Genomic DNA, 20,672 nt, shown 5'->3' on the forward strand with positions numbered 1-20,672 from the left:
TCCCTAATTCACATACGGCTGACACATAAAGAAAGCGCGCTCGGAGCGCGCCTCGCTTGTGTTATGACTTCAAATATTTATCAATAATTTTGTCATATTCACCGTTTTTCTTTAGGTTCTCAAGGCCTTTATTGATCTTCTTCAATAGGTCTTGGTTTTTCCCCTTCATGACAGAGATACCATACTGGTCTCCATTCAAGCGGTCTCCAACTGTTTTCAATTTTAAATCTTGTTGTGCGATCGCATACGTAATGACAGGATAATCCTCAATTAAGGCATCTGCATTTCCGTTTGATACTTCCTGGAACATAGATGGGCTGTCATTAAATTGAACGACTTCATACCCATATTTATCAGCGTTATCAGATGCGAATTTTGCACCAGTCGTCCCGTTTTTAACAGCTAGCTTTTTCCCCTTTAAATCATTAATAGATTTGATGCTGCTGTCCTTTTTCACAACAACTGTCAGTCCAGCGTCGAAGTAAGGATCTGAAAAATCTACTTTCTTCTTACGCTCATCTGTAATACTCATTCCGCCCATTCCAACATCAAGCTGTCCTGCCTGCATCGCTGGAATGATGCCTGAGAAGTCCATAGCTTCAAGCTTCACTTTGAAACCTTGGTCTTTCGCGATTGCATTAATTAAATCAACGTCTATCCCTTCATATTTACCGCCCTTTTCAAATTCAAATGGCGGATAAGTTGTATCTATCCCAATTTTATATGTGCCTTTGTCTTCTCCCGAACCACTGCCTGATTTTGATCCACAGGCTGCCATGACAAGCACAACAATTAGTCCCATGATCAATAACATTGATTTTTTCATAAAACACGACCCCCATTGTCAGTTTTGTCTAAATATTCGCAATAACAATAATACTATACCACGCTAAAGCTATAGTGTGTGATATTTTTTATCAATACCAAAGATCTATACAATTCTAGATCAATAGTCTCTTTAAATTTTACTTTTTTGCGAATAACTCATTTTATTCTAAAAGAAGAGTCATTCACAATTATGATGTAAGATAATCTCACAAAAAACGAGGCAGCGCCTTGATAAATGATGTTTCTCCCTTGCATACGAAGGCAAACTCAAATACTAGCTTCCTCTCTTTATTGATATTGTAATATATTTTTTTCAAAACCCTCTTTTTACCTAAAAATATGTAAGCGTATACAAAAAGAGCGCCGGCTCCCTATTTCTTTCACTACTGGTTGAATTTACATCAAAAAACATGTTTTACAAACTGCACGAGAGAGCTTAAAATATAAGAAGATACTGGAATATGGGAAGTTGATTCAGAAGAACGGTTACTGATAGATGAAGAAAGGAGGATATGAATTGGCAGAAGCAGGTGTTTTGTCGTCCGTTGATGTAGCGAATATGCTCAATGATTGGTATGTCATGATGAAAAAAAGAGAGATACAAGGTGCTATCCAGTTAAAAGAAGACATTCTTCAAGCGTTTGATCGAATGGAAGAAAATCAAGACGTCTTACTTTACTATCAACTGCTAGAGTACCGTTTTAAAGATCTAATAGAAGATACAGCTTCGTTAGATCATAGTCTTTTTGTTGATGAAAATGCCATCCGTACGGATGATATGCTCAGCTATTATTTCTATTTCTTTAAAGGGATGTATGAAATGCGCAGAGGCAATCAGGATACGGCATTTCACCATTTAAAATTGGCCGAGGATAAATTAGATCTCGTGCACGATGACATTGAAAAAGCCGAATTTCATTATAAAACAGGGTGTCTTTACTATAATATTAGGTCCACGCTTCTCTCCATCCACCACTTAAAGATGGCTTCATCTATTTACGACGCAGATCCATGTTATGTGAAAAAATCAATCAGCTGTCAAATGATGCTTGCTTTGAATTATGCGGATCAGTCGAAATATGATGAAGCAGAATCGCTGTTCGAAGAAGTCATTCATTCACTAGAACAGATGGATGATCCAGATTTACTTGGACATGCCTATTGCAATGCAGCCTTTATTAAAAGTCTAAGAAATGAATACAGTGAAGCTGTGCCACTCCTAGAAAAGGCTTTAATGATAGAATCATTCGAAACTTCTTCTCCAGGCGGCTATTTACTTGCCATGTACGCCTACACAAAAGCACTATTTAAGCTGAAAAAGCCAGGTTTGTTCCACTATTATGTACAGCTTTCACTTCAAAAAGCAGAAAATTTAAAACAACGAAACATTTCACTTAAATTATCCATTTTAGAAACACTTATGATTCAGCCAGACAACATGATTGAGCAAATCAAGGCTTATTGCGATCAATTAGAATCAATGAATTTCCTTGTTGACCTTGAAGCTATTTGTCAGGATGCAGCAGCTTACTTAACAGATCTTGGGCTTCATGAAGAATCCTCTTATTTTAGAAACAAGGCGTTGTCCTTGAAAACTTGTTAAGAAAATGGAGTGATGTATGATGAAGAAATGGCTCATCACAAGTGCGATTTTAACCCTCTTGATAACAGGTGTTTCTGTTGGTACTTCCATTCAAAAAGACAGTCAATCAGCACAATCTCAAGATATTATTCAAAAGAGAGACCGTGGAACCAACCCTTAATATGAAAAAAAGCAGCTGTGATCAAAACAGCTGCTTTTTGATGTGCTAATCAATTTCTCGTTTAATATTCTGCATTTTTTCATCTAAGTAATGGGCAATATCTGCGGCTTCCTTCAGTTCATCAGTCAGCTGATGAGGAACATCGTTTTGCAGTTTATAATAGATTTTATGCTCCAGACTCGCCCAAAAATCCATCGCAATGGTCCGCACCTGAATCTCAACCTTCACATGCTCCACACGATTTGTTAAGTAGACAGGTATCTCAACAATTAAATGAAGGCTTCTGTAGCCATTTGGTTTCGGATGTTGAATGTAGTCCTTCACTTCAAGGATCTTTAAATCCTCTCTTTGCCTCAATACATCCATAATGTTATAGATATCTTGAATAAAAGAACAGATGATGCGGACACCTGCGATATCATGGATATGCTCCTTGGCACATTGTGTCGTGATGTCGCATCCTTTTCTTGCTAGTTTATTCACTATGCTTTCAAAGGATTTAATTCGTGATTTTGTATGCTCTATTGGGTTGTGTCCATGGATTAAATTATACTCCTGGCTGATAATTGAAAACTTTGTATCCATTTCATCTAACGCAAATTTATATACTAATAGTTCATTTTTCCAGTCTTCCATGACATTTTTCAAATCTTCTACATGAGTTGCTGACATATTCATTTTCTTTTTGTCATCTCCTTTTGGAAACGGCAGCTGCACCGCTTTCCGTTTACTAGACGGAGAGGAGACTCGAATGGTTTTAAAAAATACGCAGTTAGCCTCGTTGTTTGTAATATGTCAGCGCCAGTGCAAGGGCCAGCACAGAACCTTTCACAATATCCATTGCATAATAAGGGACAGACATCATCACAAGCCCATTTTGTAAAATACCGATGAGTACCGCCCCGATAAAAGTGCCAAATGCGTTTGGCTTACCTGCTCCCATGACGGAAAAGCCGATAAAAGCAGCCGCTACTCCATCCATTAAATATGGTGCACCCGCATTAATTTCTGCTGTCATGACCCTTGAAGCCAGTACGATACCGCCGATCGCTGCAAATAAAGCAGAAAGCAGATAGGCCGCAATTTTGTATTTGTTCACATGTATGCCAGACAATCGAGCCGCTTCCTTATTCCCACCGATGATGTACATGAATCGGCCGTGCTTTGTGTAGGACATGAAAACATGCGCAAATAGTACAATGGCAGCCATAATCAGAATGATATATGGCACCTGTCCAATTTTACTGAAAAAGGCAGGAATCGTCCCCGTTGAGAACGTGCCATCGGGAAGCACCATATTTTCAGAAATAGTCGCCCCTTTCGTATACGTTTGAGCCAGCCCTTGAATGATAAACATCATGGCTAATGTCATGAGCATATCTGGAATTTTCATTTTGACGATCATCCATGCATTTAGCAAACCAACAATGATAGATGCCGCTAGTGCAGAGAAGATTGCAATTAGTGAGTTTTGCGAGAACCATACGAACATAGAAATGACAATCGCATTTGATAGCGTAGCGACTGATCCAACTGATAAATCAAAGCCGTTTACTGCCAATGAGATAGTTAAGCCCACCGCAATGATGGTCACTATCGAAATAGATCGTAGAATATTGATGATATTTCCTGATTGCAAAAACGCTGGATTCGATGCCGCAAATACCACAATCAACACGACAATGGTTAAGATTGTGCCATATCGATAAAAGAAATCAAACAGATGAAAGGATGGCCGCTGTTTTTTGATTTGCTGCACAGGGGCCGGAATTTGTTGTTCGCTCATGATTGTCCTCCTGTTGAATGATATAAAAGCTCCTCTTCAGTCGTCGGTGCGGTCATTTCCCGGGCAATGCTGCCATCATATAGCACGTATACTCGGTCTGCGATACCTGCAATCTCTGACAGCTCACTCGACGCATAAATGACAGATTTTCCGCGTGCGGCAAGCTCTGCAATCAAAGTGAAAATATCTTTTTTCGCTCCAACGTCTACACCTTTGGTTGGTTCGTCAAAGAGATACACATCTGCCTCAGCCAGCAGCCATTTTCCGATAGCAACCTTCTGCTGATTTCCACCAGATAGATGCTTCACCTTTGCTTCAAGAGACAGCGTTTTGACACCAAGCCGTTTGACGATGTCGCCTGCTTCCCGCTTTTCCTTCGAACGATGTAAGAAGCTGAATATCCGTGAAAATGAGTGAAGACTTGCAGCCGTTAAGTTCCACCCCACGCTCTCTTCGGTCAGAATCCCTTCTTTTCTCCGCTCTTCCGGCACAAGAGCCATTCCAGCTCTCACCGCTTGATGAGGCGATGTGATGCGAATGGTTTGACCATGAAGCTGCACGGTCCCCGTCTTTTTTTCTGAGGCACCGAAAAGGGCTTTGCACAATTCTGTTTTACCAGCACCGACAAGCCCTGCGATCCCGAGAATTTCTCCTTTTTTGACATAAAAGTGAATGTTGTTTAATTTATGTTGATCGTTTAGCTCTTTCACTTCAAGCACAATTGGTGCATCTTTCAGTGGCCTGCGAGACGGGAATTGCTCCTCTAATGGTGCACCTAGCATTTCTTCAATGACCTGCTGCGGATTTATGTCTTTGACAAGGTGAGCTGCGACATCCGTTCCATTTCGCATCACAGTCAGTTCATCACAGATGGTGAAAATTTCAGGCATACGGTGAGAAATAAACACGATCCCCGTCCCATTCTGTTTCAACCGATCAATCATTGAGAATAATTTGCTTGTTTCTGCATGACTAAGCGGAGCCGTTGGTTCATCTAAGATTAAAATGCTGCATTTAATGGAAACGGCCTTGGCAATGAGCACCATCTGTTTTTCGGCAAGGGTCAGATCGCTGACAAGTCGTTTTGTGGAAATGTCGATGTCCATTTCTTTTAATAGCTGAGCCGCTTTGCGATGCAGCTCTTTCCAGCTGACAAATGTTTTTTTCTCAATCTCATGCATCATCATATTCTCACCAACACTTAAGTAGGGAACAAGCGCCGTATCCACTTCTTGGTGGACCGTCTGCACACCATATGAGGATGCATCCTTTGGAGTTTGAATGGTTGCCGCCTGGCCATTGATGTGGATGGTCCCGTCGAAGTGGGAATGAGCGCCAGAAAGAACCTTCATTAACGTTGACTTCCCAGCACCATTTGCTCCAATCAGTGCATGGACCGTCCCTTTTTTTAATGTGAAATTCACTTGATCTAACGCTTTGACCCCTGGGAATTCAATTGAAATATTTTTCATACGAACAAGCGGCGCTGTCATAGGTGTCCTCCTTCTCTTGATATCATCTGAAAAACGAAACACCCTCTATGAAAAGAGAGTGCAAGTCGCTTATTTTGTATAATGCTTCTTCAGCGTCTTCATCCAATCTTCCTCAAAAGCAGTCGATGAACCGAATCCCTTCACTTCGTCTGCAAGATTGACCATGTTAATGGCTTTTCCTGCTTGCTGAAGCTGCTTTTGCGAGATGAGAGAGGCCTCAAGGTCATAGGAAGCTGGTGTTTTCTCACCGGCTATTTTCTTCGCAAGAATCCTCACGTCGACTGCACCGATGAGCTTCGGATCAACCGCTGCTGTATACTTCCACGGACTGTCCTTCGCCGTCATTTCTTGAAGATCCGCATTTGACACATCAATCCCATAAATCTTCACTTCTGTTCTCCCTGCTTCCTTTAACGCTCTTGCTGCCCCAATGGCAAAGGCATCCCATGTGGCAAAAATAGCGTCCAGCTTGCCCTTTGGATATTTATTCAGCATGGCTGCTACTGCATTTTGCGTTTGAACAGACGTATCAGAGGAGGCAATACCAAAGCGGTCAAGCTCCTTGATCCCTGAATGTTGTTTCAGCGTTTCTTGATAGACCTTATTTCGTCTCACCATTGGCGGGAATCCATCTACCCACAGGTATGCAATATTTGCTTTTCCTTTGAAATCAGACACGAGCGCGTCTAATGATTTTTTTGCTAATTGTTCGTCATCTTGAGACGTCACTGTGACCCCTTTGATGTCCTTCAGCTTAGGATTCGAATCAAATGCTACAACTGGAATGCCTTTCGCTGTGATCTTTTTCACATCAGCGACTGTCGCATCGTCGTCCCCGTGAGAGATGATAAAGCCATCATAATTTTCTTCAAGCGCCTGAGAAATGGCATCATGGAACTTCGCTGTATCTCCATTTGCGGTGTAGACATCCACCGTAAAGCCGAGTGCTTCCCCTTCTGCCTTGGTCCCAGCTAAAAATTGAGCTGTATGATCGTCTCCGCCAATTTTGCGGATGACTTTAATTTTTGCCCCCTGTCCCTTTGCAAATCGCTTCGGTACATTGTCAAAGGAAACCTTTTCGTTCGTATTTGCCTTTGAGCCTGCACTTGATCCGGTGCCGCAGCCTGTTAACAGGACGGTTAATGCCGTTAATAAGACAAGAAATGATGTAAAATGCTTACGCTTCATTGCTGTTCCTCCTCAAGTTGTTTTTATTTTTCACATCGGAAAACTAGGTAAAAAAGTGGAAATACGCCTGTAAAACAGGCATTTGATTCGAAAAAGAGACGAAAAAAAGCCTCTCTTGGAAAGAGAGGCTTGATCACCGTTGCATGAAACATGTATCGGGAAGTCTTCCTCTCTTATCTGTCAAAGCTGTAACAGCTTTGCAGGAATTAGCACCAATTTCTAAAATAGAAACGGTTGCTGGGCGTCATAGGGCCAGTCCCTCTGCCTCTCTTGATAAGAGATCCGTTATGAAATTTATTTTCGTTGAAATGTCTTCTTTACTTTAATGTGATGTCACATCAATGTCAATGACTTTTTTGAAAATTTCTAAAATAACATCAGCTTCCGATGATTTTCTTCGCAGGTGATGATTTCTTCAGACGGAAATCATATTTTTTCTCATTCACAAATTGCGGGTTGAGATGTGCTGATCCTTTATCTTGACCGCTTTTAGAGAGATACGTTTTGTAGCCTTCCATCCATTTTCCGCGCCAAACCCACTGTGATGCTTTCGCACCTTTGCGGTCATCATAAACGTTCTTCTGGAAGGTATTCTTTTGGTTCACTTGATAAAGATTCACGACCAAGTAATGCGAGGCACTAGCTGACATGATATTATTCGTGATTCGATTGTTCACTGCTTGATACTGCATCAGCAATTGACCGCCTTCTAAGCCGGCTGTGTCATTTTTGTACAAAATATTATGTGAAATCGTCGTATTGGTTGTACCGCCCCGCTTCTTATCATAGCCGCCAATAGAAATGCCTGTATAACGGTTTAAATATACTTGATTGTGTTCGATGCGGATGCGGTCTGCCATTTTTCCTTTATGTTCGCTTGTGACTTCAATCCCCAGATCATTGTGATGTGAAATGTTATGATCGATCACAATGTCTTTTCCGCCATCAACATAAATTCCGCCAGCGGAGATGTCGCTGCCATAGGCTGGGTTTCCTGCACTCGTAATTTCATATACTTTGTTTCTAGAGACGACCCCATTTCTCACTTGATCATACTTTTTGGAGGGTGCTACGTTCTCAAAACCAATTAAATCAATGCCAATATTATCAGTGTGCCGGACCGTGTTATGTGTCACACGGAACTTTTTGACGTTTCCATTTAGCACAAGCGCTTCACTGAAGCCAAGCTTTAATTTTTCAACGGTATTTCCTTTAATTTCAATGTCTTCAATCGCTGCAGGAGCTTTTGTCCCATAGACAGCAATTCCATGTGCATTTCCATTTTTATGTTTCGTCTGAATGTCATACACTCGGTTATTAAGCAGTTTGACGCCTTTACCGCTTCCTTTGATGAAAATACCAACTGGTGTCAAATCTTCTTGATTCGTCTTAAGATGTCCTACAGTCAGGCCTTTGAGGGTGATGTAGCTTTTTTGATCGATCGTGACAAGTCCTCCATCGGCTTGATTTCCTTTAAGGGAAGCCCCGCTAATTACAGGTTTTTCTTTTCCGTAAGCTTGAAAGACAACGGGCGCTTTCTTTGTTCCTGAATGGCGGACAATCAATTTTTCTTTGTATGTACCGCCTCTCATGTAAATGGTTGCCCCAGCCTTCGCCATACTTGCCGCTTTTTTCAGCGTACGGAAAGGTTTTTGCTTTGTTCCCGGGTTTTTGTCGCTTCCGTTTACCGCTACGTAATAGGCTGTGCTTTGCTTAGCGCCAGCCTCATCTGTCATCGCCTGACAGCCAAAGTTGATCACGGTCATGAATAAAATGAGTAAAATACCTGGTATCGCTCGTTTCATCTTGTTATTGCTCCTTTCTCTTCTCTTCTTCCTTTATCGGTTAAAAAAAAGAGGATTAAAATATGACGATGTCCCTTGCAATGTACTAGTCAAAAGGTGTATGGTTGAAAGAATATCTTACAGGAAAACCATTCGTTTTTAAATTGTCAGATTAATCAGTTAATAATGCATTTGGATTTTATTTCTTTTTTAAAAAGGGGTGACAGAAGTCAAACTGACAGCAGAGAGAAGGAAAGCGCTTTAACAGATTTTTCTTGTCTGAATTCCAGAAAACCTATTGCTAATATTTTGTGAAGGTATAGAATAGAATCATAATTATTTCATATTATTAGAATTTTCAAATAATCAAACAGCAAGGAGATTTACAATGCCAAAACAACCCATCCGCGTTGAACTTAGTTCAACAAAAAAACCAAAACCTCAATCTGATCAACTTGAATTCGGAAAAATCTTCACAGATCACATGTTTGTGATGGATTATTCAGTTGATAAAGGCTGGTACGATCCAAGAATTATCCCTTATCAGGCCATTCCAATGGACCCAGCTTCGATGGTCTACCATTATGGTCAATCTGTTTTTGAAGGCTTGAAGGCTTATGTTTCTGAGGATCAAAAAATTCTCTTATTCCGTCCGGAAAAAAACATGGAACGCTTAAACAGATCCAATGACCGCCTGTGTATTCCGCAAATTGATACAGAAACAGTATTAGAGGGCTTAAATGAACTCATTCGTATTGATAAGGATTGGGTACCTGATGCAGAGGGCACTTCCTTGTATATTCGTCCATTCATTATTTCCACTGAGCCATATTTAGGCGTTGCACCGTCTAGCACGTATAAGCTGCTCATTATCTTATCTCCAGTGGGATCATACTATAAAGAAGGCATTCATCCGGTCAAAATTGCCGTTGAAAATGAGTTTGTCCGTGCCGTTAAGGGTGGAACAGGAAATGCCAAAACAGCTGGAAACTACGCCTCAAGCCTTAAGGCACAGCAAGTTGCTGAAACGAAAGGATTTTCACAAGTTCTTTGGCTTGATGGGGTCGAGAAAAAGTACATTGAAGAAGTCGGCAGCATGAATATCTTCTTTAAAATCAACGGAGAAATCGTGACGCCTGAATTGAACGGCAGCATTTTAGAAGGCATCACACGTAACTCTGTACTTGAGCTGTTAAAGCATTGGGGAATTCCAGTAACAGAGCGCAAAATTTCAATTGATGAGTTAATTGAAGCACATCAATCTGGCGAGCTTGAAGAAATTTTCGGGACTGGAACGGCAGCTGTCATCTCTCCTGTAGGAGAATTAATTTATCATGATCAGCCATATGTGATCCAAAATGGTCAAACAGGCGAAGTATCGAAGAAATTGTACGAAGCCATTACTGGCATCCAAAAAGGGACACAGCCAGACATCTTCGGCTGGACAGTTGAAGTTGACTCAGTCGTCAAGCAAGCATAAGCATATAAAAGAACCTTTCAATCATGAAGGGTTCTTTTTTGTTTATTCACCTCTCCTTTATCCCTTATAATGGTAAATGCACATACATAAGGAGAGTGATGGTATGTTTTTTACTTATCTACTAGCGTTCTTTGGAATCTGCATCGGATCGATGATCGTCGCCACTGGTTTCGACGATTCACCGTTCCTCACTCGGTTTCTATTTAAGGCGCTTGGGATTTCTATCCTTGCTCTTTCCATTACTTTTGTGAAGGTCAGACGAAAGAAGTTTCAGAAAAAAAGGCGGAATAGACTTAGTTGACCCGTCCGCTTCCCATCAAATCGTGCACCAAAACAAGACCGACACCCCAACAATCGCCCCTGTGTATATCCACTGTTTCTTTTTGATGCTCCGCTTTTTTTCGATCAGTAAAAAGATCTCTGGCAAAAAGATGATCATGATTTCCAGGATAAAGACAAGATAATAAACAAGCGGCATTGGCTGGAAATCAAATTTTCTTGCATCTCCTCCAATCGTTGCAAAATACATCAACAGATTGGTCACCGGAATGGTAAAACAAACGAGCAGGCGGAGAACATAGATCCACACATATTCCTTATGCCGAATGAGGCCAACAAATGAAGCAATAAGACCATACAAAAACAAGATTACTGTACCATAACTCATGACAGGCTGTACGACAAACCCGTAAAACATTAAACCAATTGCAACCATATTCCAACAGTCCTTTCTTTGAAGCCATACATGCTGTTTTTTCTAATCATACACTTCTTTCTCCAGTTTCCATATGGGGCAATCATAAAAAATGACCCCATGAAGGGGCCATTATGTGTTAAGCATTGACGGATTTGAAGAATTGCGGTAAATGTTCACGATGCGCTTCGAGCATTTCGTCTAAAATTTGCTTTGCAATGTCGTCAGATGGGACGAGCGGGTTGATGGTCATCGCCACAAGAGCTGTCTCGTAATCTCCTGTCACAGCCGCTTCTGCTGCCACACGCTCGAATGATTTGATTTGTTGAACGAGTCCTCTTACAGCTACAGGCAGATCACCTATCGCGATTGGTTTTGGTCCATCCTTCGTAATGATACAGTTTACTTCAACCGCTGATTCAGCCGGAATGCTGGCAATCGCCCCTCTGTTCACTGTATTGACTGGTTGAACGTCGTGCTTATCATTATAGATGGAGCTGATTAAGTTACAGGCCGCATCGCTGTAATAGGCCCCGCCTCTTTTTTCGAGCTGCGGTGGTTTAATCGACAAATCAGGATCTTTATAAAGCTCAAATAATTCCTGCTCGACCTGCTGTACAACCTCTGCTCGTGTTCCTTTCTCTTGAGCCGCCTTTTGCTCTTCTTCCAGCATATCTTTCGTTTTATAGTAATAGCGGTGATACGGACATGGGATGACCCCTAATCCTTTCACAAAAGAAGGCTCCCAGTTTTTCGCTTCAATGTTTCTCATGGACCACTGGCTGTTCGGATTTCCTAGTTCATCAAGCACTTGATCCATAATGCTGACTCCGTCTAAATATACGTCTAATCCATAGACCATGTGGTTGAGACCGGCAAACTGTACCTCGATGCGTTCAACGTCTGCATCAAGCGCTTTGGCAATCCCCATTTTGATCCCAATCGGTACATTGCATAGACCGACCACTTTTTTTAGATTCGTGTAGCGTAAAACAGCTTCAGTGACCATGCCCGCTGGATTTGTAAAGTTCACAAGCCATGCGTCTGGGCAAAGCTCTTCCATATCCTTCACAATGTCTAGAATGACTGGGATGGTCCGAAGGCCTTTAAATAAACCGCCTGGTCCGTTCGTTTCCTGACCGATGACGCCGTATTTAAGCGGTATTCTCTCATCCTTTGCCCGTGCTTCCAGCAGTCCTACACGAAATTGTGTCGTCACAAAATCTGCATCCTTCAAGGCTTCCCGGCGGTCAAGAGTCAGGTGTACCTCAATCGGCAGACCCGCTTTTTCAACCATACGTTTCGCCAGAGCGCCTACGATGTTTAACTTTTCCTGACCTGCTTCAATATCCACAAGCCATAATTCCTTTACAGGTAATTCATGATATCGTTTAATAAACCCTTCGACGAGCTCAGGCGTATAGCTCGATCCACCGCCTATTGTGACAATTTTGATTCCTTCTTTCATGAATTGACACCTCCGAGTTGCTTCATTTTTTCATGGAGTTCGATGATTTCCGCTGCTAGCTCCTTGACGGTCATTGCGTTCATGAGATGATCCTGCGCATGAATCATTAAGAGGCTAATTTCCGTCTTTTCGCCCCTGATTTCTCCTTGGATCAGCTCTGTCTGTGCGTGATGCGCCTCATTTAACGCGTCTTGTGCGTCCTGCAATTTTTGCTTCGCCTCATCAAAGTTTCCTTGTTTTGCACATGTAATGGCCTCCATCGCGGAGCTTCTGCCATTTCCGCCGTGCAGGATGAGTTGAAACACAATTTGTTCCATTTCCATCGGCCGCATCCCCCTTGTTCCCTCTATTACATGCTGACGACATTTTCATCAGTTGATGCTTTTGTTTCTAGCTCACTTTCTTCTTTCAATTTCTGCTTATCCCACATTCTAAAGAATGGGTAGTATAGAGCAAATGACAGCGCAAGGTTAATCAGCTGCATGACAGCACCAGAGATTTTGCCTCCTGTGGCGAGATAGCCTGAAATGATTGGCGGCATGGTCCATGGGACAGCGATCCCGGCTGGTTTTGCCACAAGCCCTGTGCTCATTCCGATATATGTGGTGATGATCATCATGATTGGCGTAAGGATAAACGGAATGAGGAGCATTGGGTTCATGACAATCGGCATTCCAAAAATGATCGGTTCGTTGATGTTAAAGATGGCTGGCCCAATGGCAAGGCGGCCCAGCTGTTTCATTTGTTTACTTCTGGCGCGTAAGATCATGGTCAGCACCAAAGCAAGCGTTGCGCCGCTTCCGCCGACGTTGATGAAGATTTCAAAGAACTGCGCTGTGAAAATATTCGGCAGTACTTCTCCTGCTTGGAATGCAAGACGGTTCTCATCCATTGCACCAAGCCAAATTGGCCCCATGACGCCGCCGACAATGGTTGCTCCGTGAATACCACATGCCCAGAGGAGCATTTGCACACCCATCGCAACGATACTGCCGCCTAAGCTGCCACCAAGAATCGATAGCGGTGTGCCAATTAAGACCGTGATGATATTATGAATACTCTCAAAAGGTGTCATCTCAATCACAAGTCTAGCGACCCAGATCAGGGTGATGACCACAAAACCTGGAATAAGTGCAATAAACGATTTACTGACTGCTGGCGGTACACCATCAGGCATTTTGATCACAATGTTCCGCTGTACAATGAAGCGGTAAATTTCGGTTGAAAGCATGGCAATAATCATGGCAACGAATAAACCTTTACTGCCCATCAGTGTGACAGGAATTCCCCCGCCTACTAGGATAGCTTCTGTTGAGCCTTCAGGTGTGAAAGGTACTTGATATGGTGTAGCCAAAAGGAAAGCCGCAACAGCGATCGCACCTGATGATAGCGCATCAACGGCATACTTTTCAGCAAGCCTGTAAGCAATCCCGAAGGTCGCAACAAGTGCCATAATGTCAAAGGTTGCATTCACAGGATAGGATAGTTTCGTGGCCCATTCTGCTCCGAAGATACTTGCCATAAAATCGCTGTATCCTGGGATCGGAAGGTTGGCTAAAATGAGAAACAGTGAACCGACAATAATGAGAGGCATGGTTAAAACAATTCCGTCACGCAATGCTTGTAAATGTCTTTGAGCGGCAATCTTCCCTGCAAACGGCATGACCTTCTCTTCTAGAAATCGGTTGAATCCATTCATCCCCTCCGCCCCCTTTATCCGTTCACTAACTGTTCAGCAGATTTTAAAACCTCAGCGCCATTACATACGCCATAATGCACAGTATTAATCACGTCTACTGGGATTCCTTTTTCTTCTCCGAGCTTTTTCATTTGCGGTAATAAATATCGAACCTGAGGTCCTAATAAAAGCACATCGGCTTGATCAATATGATTTTTCGCAGAATCTCCTGATACTGCCCAAATACGATATTCTTTTCCTTGTTCTTGTGCGCTTTTCTCCATTTTTGTGACAAGTAAGCTTGTAGACATACCTGCTGCGCAAACCAATAAGATGTTCATGTGTAAACGCCCCCTTTTCAAAGTGTGAAGCTATTCTTTACACATTCATCATATTATGAAACCGCTTTCATAAACACCCATACTTTTTCCTTTAGGAAGCGGAAAAAGTTAGTATCACACAGTTAGTTCTTGTACGATGGAGCCTTTTTATACATGATATCAAGCATGTCTTCAAATGTATCACAGGCGATCAGATGCTGAATGAATTTCACATTATGCACAAGCTCCCCCAGCAGGCGGTACATGCCTTTTAAATCTTTGGCATTCTCTTTTTCGACACAAAGCAGGCAGACAAATTGAACCTTTTTCTCTCCCCAAATGATTGGTTTTTCTAATGTACATATCGCCCAAAACGTCTCATCTGTCAGCGGCGTCATCGGGTGCGGAATCGCTGTATAATGTCCGAAAGAGGTAGGGGCAGCCTCTTCTCTTTCCATGACAGATGGTGTGAGTTCAGCTGGCGCTAAGCCCATATCGATGACTTTTTGCGTTAAAAAGGTGATGACCTCTTCCTTTGTTTGAAAGGCGCGTTTTGTAAAAACCAATTCCTTTTTCATATATTGAGAGGCCAATGTCACCCTTGTTTCACTCGTCAGGGCTTCTTCAATTTTTAAAAAATCACCGCCTCCCAAAATGGTGTTCACTTGAATGACTGGAACCGGTAAATCCATATGAATTGGGATCGTTGTAATAATCAAATCCAAGGCATGCAAAGAGACATGCGGAAGCGAATATAGCTCTGCTGTTCCTAAAATGGTCAGCTTTGATCCAAATTGTGACCGCAAACGATCCTGCAGCAGCCTTGCACTCCCTGCACCAGACGCACAGACAATGAGACACCGCTTCGGCGGGATCTCCATTTTCCTCCGCTCTAAAGCCGCACCAAAATGAAGCGCCATATATCCGATTTCATTCTCATGAATACTCAGCCCTTCCTCTTCTTCAAGGACCCTGCTGGCGATAATCCCCGCTTCAAAAGCAAGGGGATACCCCGCTTTTATTTCATCAAGCATCGGATTTCTTAAGTTCATTCCATATTTACATCGGTTGATGGCAGGCTTTAAGTGCAGACTCAATCCAATCATTAGTTCCGTATCACCGGCTAAATCAAGCTGCAGTTTTTGATCAATAGCCTTCAGCATGAGCTGTACAAGCCGGCTCGTGTCATCATCTACTATTTGTTTTTGACCGCTCGAGGAAAAGGACTGTACCATTTTGGCTGTTCCTAGCAAATGAATGGTGATATAGACAATTTCCTCTTGTGGAAATGAGACATCCAGCAGCCCTTCAAGACGCTCCACCATTTTTTTAGCGACCTTATATTCCTTTGCCCGGGGAATTTCGCTGATTTCCTCTGGAAGAACAGATACATAGTTTCCGTGTCTAATTCGTTTGCAGGCAATGGCGACATGAACGATTAAATTATTCATGCAAATGTCTGATAGATTCATACCTTCCTCATTGATATAATTGATCATTGTTTTCTGAATCAATTCGAGTTCATGCTTTGGCAAAATGGTAACAGCTGTGTTCAGCATCGTTTGATAAGAACGACATTCATTGAATAAATATTCTGACATACAATAACGGATTTTCATCTCTGATCCCTTGATTCGGCAGCCTTTGCCCGGCTTCGCTTCCAGCTTCAGACCAAAGGGCTCCAGCTTACGTTTGACCGATTTCACATCGTTGCTCATCGTTGATTTACTAATAAACAGCTGCTCCTGTAAATCCTCCAGCTTCACATAGGATTCTGCCAAAAGAAGCCTTTTTAAAATAAACCGAACACGCTCCTCTGGCAGCACAGCAAGCGGCTCTTCCTGCTCGACCTCCTCCTTCATAAAACGGCGAAAGGCATTCTCATCGTTGATCAACAGCTCATAGCCGGCTCCTCTAACAGCTGTTACAGCTGCTTGATAAGGGGCAAGGCGGTCGTTCAGTTCTTTGATGTCTGTACGAATGGTGCGGCTTGTCACTTGTAAACTGGCAGAAAGTGCAGCGCTTGTGAGCGGGGTCTCAGCTGCCATGAGCTGACTTAAGATGTGCGCCAGTCTTTTACTCAGCATCAGATCGGCCTCCTTATGTAGGGGTGGAGAATCTGCCTTGTCTGGACAGGTTGTATACGCTTGCAGTTCTCTTCATTACTCATATTCTACTGAAAAGAAATAAAAATTGCCAACTCATATATATGACAAATGCCCCTATTTATACAACTAACCATATCTAATGTCCTATGAATCTTTTTGAAAGATACTTGCGAAAACCACGAAAAAAAGGCGTACACCATCGTGTACCCGCCTTCTTTATGAAGAAATCAGCTGGGTAAAGACAACCAATCTTTTTTCATGCGTACCTGCTGCATGATCAAATGTCCCTGTACAAGTGATTAAATTGAGATTCCGTGTAAAGGCATATCCAAAAAACGCATTAGGCTTCTCTTCACGCGGATAGCCTCTTACTTTTATGACTTCAAAGGTTCGCTTTTTTCCTGATGAAGACGTGACGATCACCTTGTCTCCCTTTTTTAGCTCCTTTAATCGATAAAAAACCGATGGACCCCATTTATTATCTACATGGCCGTTCATGACGGCATTCCCTTTATCTCCCGGCTTTGGACCATCTTCAAACCAAGCCGTGTTGTCTGTTTCCTGAGGGACACCCATACTGCCATCCTTTGATAAAGCTGTTTTCTCCACTTTTGCTTTGACATCAATCGCGGGAATGGCGATTTCTGCTGGTACAATACCAGACGGCTCGTCTTTTAATGTATCGTGTGAGTGGTTCTTTTTCTCAGCTTGATGTGTGGTCATTTCCTTAGAAGCTGATATGTTTTTTGAGGATGACGATTCATTCATTGACTGTGATGAACAGCCTGTGATGATGAGAAGCGAAAGAATACTGAGCAGCCAATTCTTCATCTAAGCCGGCCTCCTTTTGAAGAAAGGAACGGCACGATTATGCACGTTCCCACCTGTCTTTATGAGTTAGAATTTGATGCCTTACGGCGAATGAGGAAAAATGCACCGGCTGCACCGCCTGCTAGGATTAAACTTGCGATCATTCCCGCAAATGCTTCATAGGACATGCCTAAAGGACCTGCTGTGCCTCCCATGCCTGTTTTCGGCATTTCATTAGGCATGTTGGATTTGAACAGCTCAGGATGCTGATCAACAATCGCTGCTGCGACATCCTGACCAACCATGAACATATGACCATAAGCCTCTCTCACTGTCGGATAAAGCTGATCATATTCGCCATTATGGTAAGACGTATATGTTTTGATCAGCTCATCAATATGTGTTTTCAAACCAGCCTCAAGATCAGCTGCCTTTAAACGTCCATCTGTCGCTTGATCTAGGAATTTCGCTTGCTTCATTCGATACGCATCTAAATCTTTGACAGCCTTTTCTTCTGCTTGTTGATCCCCTGATGCATCCGCTTTGACATAATCAACTAAATAGCCGATATGGCTTGACCAAATGTCTTTGAATTGTTTGCCTGCATCCTTACCATAAACAGATGCAATCGCAGCAGATAAATCATTTGTGTTTTCATTTAAAGCTGCTGCAGCCTGCTCAAAGTCCTTGCTGCCATCATTTCCTTTTTGCATGGCAACTACCGCGAGTGCCAAATGCTCTGAAAACAAGTAGTTTAAATCTTCACGAAGATCCGCTGCTGGTGTATCCACTGACTTTTGATCAAATTTCCCAGGAAATTGATCTGTGATGGCCCATGACACGCCTTTTCCTACCTCAAACATATGATGAATGGATTTTCTAACCGTTTCATAGGTCGTATCAAAATCCTTTTCAGTATAGCTGTCAAACGCTTTTAACAGTTCATTCACATGCATCTTCAAGCCTTCTTCAAGCTCACTTGCTTTCAGTCTGCCGTCTGTTGCTTGATCGAGCATATCGGCTTGTTTCATTCGATATTGATCAAGCTGCTTCATCGCTTTCTTTTTACCTGCATCGTCTTTTTTCGCTGTGGCTTGTACATAGTCAACAAAGTAGCCGATATGACTTGACCAAATGTCCTTGAATTGTTTGCCTGCTTTTTTTCCATACACAGAGGCAATTGCATCTGATAAGTCATTCGTGTTTTCATTTAAAGCCGCCGCTGCTTGATTGAAGTCTTTACTGCCGTCAATTCCTTTTTGCATCGTGATCACTGCTAAATAGGCATGCTCTGAAAACAGCTGATCTAGTGCTGCTCGAAGATCTGTGGCTTTATTTGACACCTCTTGTGACGAAGACGTCTTCTTCGCCTCCCCATGCATATGTCCTTCGTGTGCACTTGCGATATGAGCCGCTGGGAATAATAATGCTGCGCTCAGTGGAATGGTTAACATTGCTTTCTTCATGTTCATCTTTTATTTCCTCCTCTTTCCGTTTGTTATGTACTTAACGGAGAGAGGGAGAAAATAGATCATTCGATTCTATTATTTTTTTCTTACAACACAGGCTCTGTATGTTTGCATAAAAAAAGCCGGATTATCCGGCTGATACGTTACGACGTTTAGATGCTTTTCGCTCTTTATATATTTTTCTCACCAATGGATAAATCACAGGTGCCCATTTGACAATTTGTTTCAGCCATTTTTTCATTTCTCCCGCGCCTCCTTATTGTCATTCTTAAAGGACGATTCCCCATCTTGTCATGAAATAAACAGGTGCGGGAGAGCAGGAGTTAAATCACGCCTTGTGCGATCATGGCATCTGCCACTTTACGAAATCCTGCAATATTTGCTCCAACCATGATGTTCCCTGAGTGTCCATATTCGTCTGCTGTCTCTGTACACTGACGATAAATAGACTGCATCATTTGTTTCAGCTGAGCATCTACTTCTTCAAATGTCCAAGATATTCTTGCACTGTTTTGTGCCATTTCCAGTGCTGATACACCTACTCCTCCAGCATTGGCCGCTTTTGCTGGCGCAAACAAAATACGATTCTCTTCAAATACTTTGACCGCCTTAAGAGTGGATGGCATATTGGCTCCCTCTCCTACAGCGATGACACCATTTGCCACAAGCTGCTGTGCATGCGCCTCTGATATTTCATTTTGTGTTGCACATGGCAGCGCAATATCACAAGGAACGGACCAAATTTGTTCGCAATCTTCAATTAATTCAGCATGCGGGTGTATGTCTATGTATGCCCCAATCCGCTGATTCTCGACTTCCTTGAGCTGCTTGATGGTCTCGAGTGAAATTCCTTGAGGATCATAAATCGCTCCGCTTGAATCACTGCAAGCCACAACCTTACCGCCTAATTCGATTACCTTTTCCATTGCATAAATAGACACATTTCCTGAGCCCGACACAACAACGGAACGTCCTTCAAATTGAAGCCCATGTGCTTTCAGCATTTCCTCCATGAAGTACACCAGTCCGTAGCCTGTTGCCTCTTTTCTCGCTAAGCTGCCTCCGAATCCAGGGCTTTTCCCCGTGAGTACACCCGCTTCATAAGCACCGCGCATTTTCTTGTACTGTCCGAACATATAGCCAATTTCGCGTGCTCCTACACCAATATCACCTGCTGGCACATCTTGATCAGGTCCAATATATCGGCCGAGTTCACTCATAAAGCTTTGAACGAAACGCATGATTTCCCCATCAGACTTCCCTTTAGGGTCAAAATCCGATCCGCCTTTCCCTCCGCCAATCGGCATACCAGTCAGTGCATTTTTAAAGATTTGTTCAAATCCTAAAAATTTGATAATGCTTGCATTAACGGTTGGATGAAAGCGAATGCCTCCTTTATAAGGACCGATGGCACTATTGAATTGAACCCTAAATCCTCGATTGACTTGTACTTTGCCCTCATCGTCTACCCATGGCACTCGAAATACCACAAGCCGCTCAGGCTCAATGAGCCGTTCTAAAATGCCTTGTTTTTCATACTCTGGATGCTTTGCAAAAACTGGGACGAGTGATTCCAGAATTTCTTTTACGGCTTGCTGGAATTCCTCTTCTCCGGGATTTCGTTTTTCCACCTCTTCTAACACACGGTGGATGTAGCTTTGTGCTGTTTGTGCTGCTCGATCTAAGGTCAACATGTCGCATCTGCCTCCTTGTAGATATCTTCACACATTTAATTGTTAGATTTTCTAACGCATATTGAGACTAATTTAACACCAATTGTAAAATCTGATCAATATTGATAAC

General features: G+C 42.5%; 19 protein-coding genes and 1 riboswitch. Of the genes, 3 read left to right on the forward strand and 16 right to left on the reverse strand.

All coding sequences use genetic code 11. The features are described from left to right. Window positions 1–61: 61 nt before the first annotated feature. A complete protein-coding gene (locus tag NSU11_RS18525) occupies window positions 62–826 on the reverse strand; it encodes a transporter substrate-binding domain-containing protein (protein ID WP_025093811.1) in 765 nt (254 codons plus the stop codon). A 519-nt stretch (window positions 827–1,345) separates the two neighbouring features. Here NSU11_RS18525 and NSU11_RS18530 point away from each other — a divergent pair. Both NSU11_RS18530 and NSU11_RS18535 read left to right on the forward strand, forming a co-directional pair. After that, window positions 1,346–2,431, forward strand: coding sequence for a Rap family tetratricopeptide repeat protein (locus NSU11_RS18530; protein WP_025093810.1), 1,086 nt, complete (start codon window positions 1,346–1,348; stop codon window positions 2,429–2,431). A gap of 16 nt (window positions 2,432–2,447) precedes the next feature. After that, a complete protein-coding gene (locus NSU11_RS18535; protein WP_196797920.1) occupies window positions 2,448–2,591 on the forward strand; it encodes a hypothetical protein in 144 nt (47 codons plus the stop codon). A gap of 45 nt (window positions 2,592–2,636) precedes the next feature. On the opposite strand, the gene NSU11_RS18540 is transcribed toward NSU11_RS18535, so the two are convergent. The 5 genes from NSU11_RS18540 to NSU11_RS18560 form a co-directional block, all read right to left on the reverse strand. Continuing rightward, window positions 2,637–3,269 (reverse strand): GTP pyrophosphokinase family protein, encoded by a 633-nt coding sequence (locus NSU11_RS18540; RefSeq protein ID WP_025093809.1) that lies wholly within the window; start codon window positions 3,267–3,269, stop codon window positions 2,637–2,639. Window positions 3,270–3,363: 94 nt separating this feature from the next. Then, the gene (locus NSU11_RS18545; protein WP_073207876.1) at window positions 3,364–4,377 is read right to left on the reverse strand and encodes an ABC transporter permease; all 1,014 of its coding nucleotides are present in this window, start codon (window positions 4,375–4,377) and stop codon (window positions 3,364–3,366) included. After that, a complete protein-coding gene (locus NSU11_RS18550; RefSeq protein WP_073207879.1) occupies window positions 4,374–5,870 on the reverse strand; it encodes a sugar ABC transporter ATP-binding protein in 1,497 nt (498 codons plus the stop codon). Before NSU11_RS18550 ends, NSU11_RS18545 begins: the two co-directional genes overlap by 4 nt. A gap of 69 nt (window positions 5,871–5,939) precedes the next feature. After that, a complete protein-coding gene (locus NSU11_RS18555) occupies window positions 5,940–7,058 on the reverse strand; it encodes a sugar ABC transporter substrate-binding protein (protein ID WP_044331103.1) in 1,119 nt (372 codons plus the stop codon). A gap of 170 nt (window positions 7,059–7,228) precedes the next feature. Continuing rightward, a riboswitch (SAM riboswitch) is annotated at window positions 7,229–7,338 on the reverse strand. Between the two features lie 97 nt (window positions 7,339–7,435). Then, window positions 7,436–8,863: a right-handed parallel beta-helix repeat-containing protein gene (locus NSU11_RS18560; protein WP_212047977.1), complete on the reverse strand. Its 1,428-nt coding sequence runs from the start codon at window positions 8,861–8,863 to the stop codon at window positions 7,436–7,438. A 367-nt stretch (window positions 8,864–9,230) separates the two neighbouring features. Between NSU11_RS18560 and NSU11_RS18565 the strand changes: the two genes are divergently transcribed. Beyond that, complete coding sequence (locus NSU11_RS18565) at window positions 9,231–10,322, forward strand: branched-chain amino acid aminotransferase (RefSeq protein ID WP_024426445.1); 1,092 nt, start codon at window positions 9,231–9,233, stop codon at window positions 10,320–10,322. 316 nt (window positions 10,323–10,638) lie between these two features. On the opposite strand, the gene NSU11_RS18570 is transcribed toward NSU11_RS18565, so the two are convergent. From NSU11_RS18570 to gdhA, 10 genes are all read right to left on the reverse strand, one after another. After that, window positions 10,639–11,037, reverse strand: coding sequence for a hypothetical protein (locus NSU11_RS18570; protein ID WP_024423865.1), 399 nt, complete (start codon window positions 11,035–11,037; stop codon window positions 10,639–10,641). A 118-nt stretch (window positions 11,038–11,155) separates the two neighbouring features. Further along, window positions 11,156–12,484 carry a 6-phospho-beta-glucosidase gene (locus tag NSU11_RS18575; RefSeq protein ID WP_234107446.1) on the reverse strand — a complete coding sequence of 443 codons (1,329 nt, stop codon included), beginning with the start codon at window positions 12,482–12,484 and terminating at the stop codon, window positions 11,156–11,158. After that, window positions 12,481–12,807: a PTS lactose/cellobiose transporter subunit IIA gene (locus tag NSU11_RS18580; protein WP_025093804.1), complete on the reverse strand. Its 327-nt coding sequence runs from the start codon at window positions 12,805–12,807 to the stop codon at window positions 12,481–12,483. The genes NSU11_RS18575 and NSU11_RS18580 overlap by 4 nt, the downstream gene beginning before the upstream one ends. Window positions 12,808–12,833: 26 nt before the next feature. Beyond that, the gene (celB, locus tag NSU11_RS18585; protein ID WP_024423868.1) at window positions 12,834–14,183 is read right to left on the reverse strand and encodes a PTS cellobiose transporter subunit IIC; all 1,350 of its coding nucleotides are present in this window, start codon (window positions 14,181–14,183) and stop codon (window positions 12,834–12,836) included. Between the two features lie 14 nt (window positions 14,184–14,197). Beyond that, window positions 14,198–14,503, reverse strand: coding sequence for a PTS sugar transporter subunit IIB (locus NSU11_RS18590; protein ID WP_024423869.1), 306 nt, complete (start codon window positions 14,501–14,503; stop codon window positions 14,198–14,200). Window positions 14,504–14,625: 122 nt separating this feature from the next. After that, the gene (locus NSU11_RS18595; protein ID WP_135031494.1) at window positions 14,626–16,569 is read right to left on the reverse strand and encodes a BglG family transcription antiterminator; all 1,944 of its coding nucleotides are present in this window, start codon (window positions 16,567–16,569) and stop codon (window positions 14,626–14,628) included. Window positions 16,570–16,806: 237 nt separating this feature from the next. Further along, window positions 16,807–17,421, reverse strand: a complete 615-nt coding sequence (locus NSU11_RS18600) for a class F sortase (RefSeq protein ID WP_341082582.1) — start codon at window positions 17,419–17,421, stop codon at window positions 16,807–16,809. A 59-nt stretch (window positions 17,422–17,480) separates the two neighbouring features. Next, a complete protein-coding gene (locus tag NSU11_RS18605; protein ID WP_342493717.1) occupies window positions 17,481–18,872 on the reverse strand; it encodes a copper amine oxidase in 1,392 nt (463 codons plus the stop codon). Between the two features lie 124 nt (window positions 18,873–18,996). Beyond that, window positions 18,997–19,110: a hypothetical protein gene (locus tag NSU11_RS18610; RefSeq protein ID WP_223251037.1), complete on the reverse strand. Its 114-nt coding sequence runs from the start codon at window positions 19,108–19,110 to the stop codon at window positions 18,997–18,999. Between the two features lie 82 nt (window positions 19,111–19,192). Continuing rightward, window positions 19,193–20,563, reverse strand: coding sequence for an NADP-specific glutamate dehydrogenase (gdhA, locus tag NSU11_RS18615; protein WP_024423873.1), 1,371 nt, complete (start codon window positions 20,561–20,563; stop codon window positions 19,193–19,195). Window positions 20,564–20,672 lie beyond the last annotated feature (109 nt).

It is taken from the genome of Bacillus sp. FSL R5-0712 (genome assembly GCF_038593285.1).
In the GTDB taxonomy this organism is placed as follows: Bacteria; Bacillota; Bacilli; order Bacillales; family Bacillaceae; genus Bacillus; species Bacillus safensis.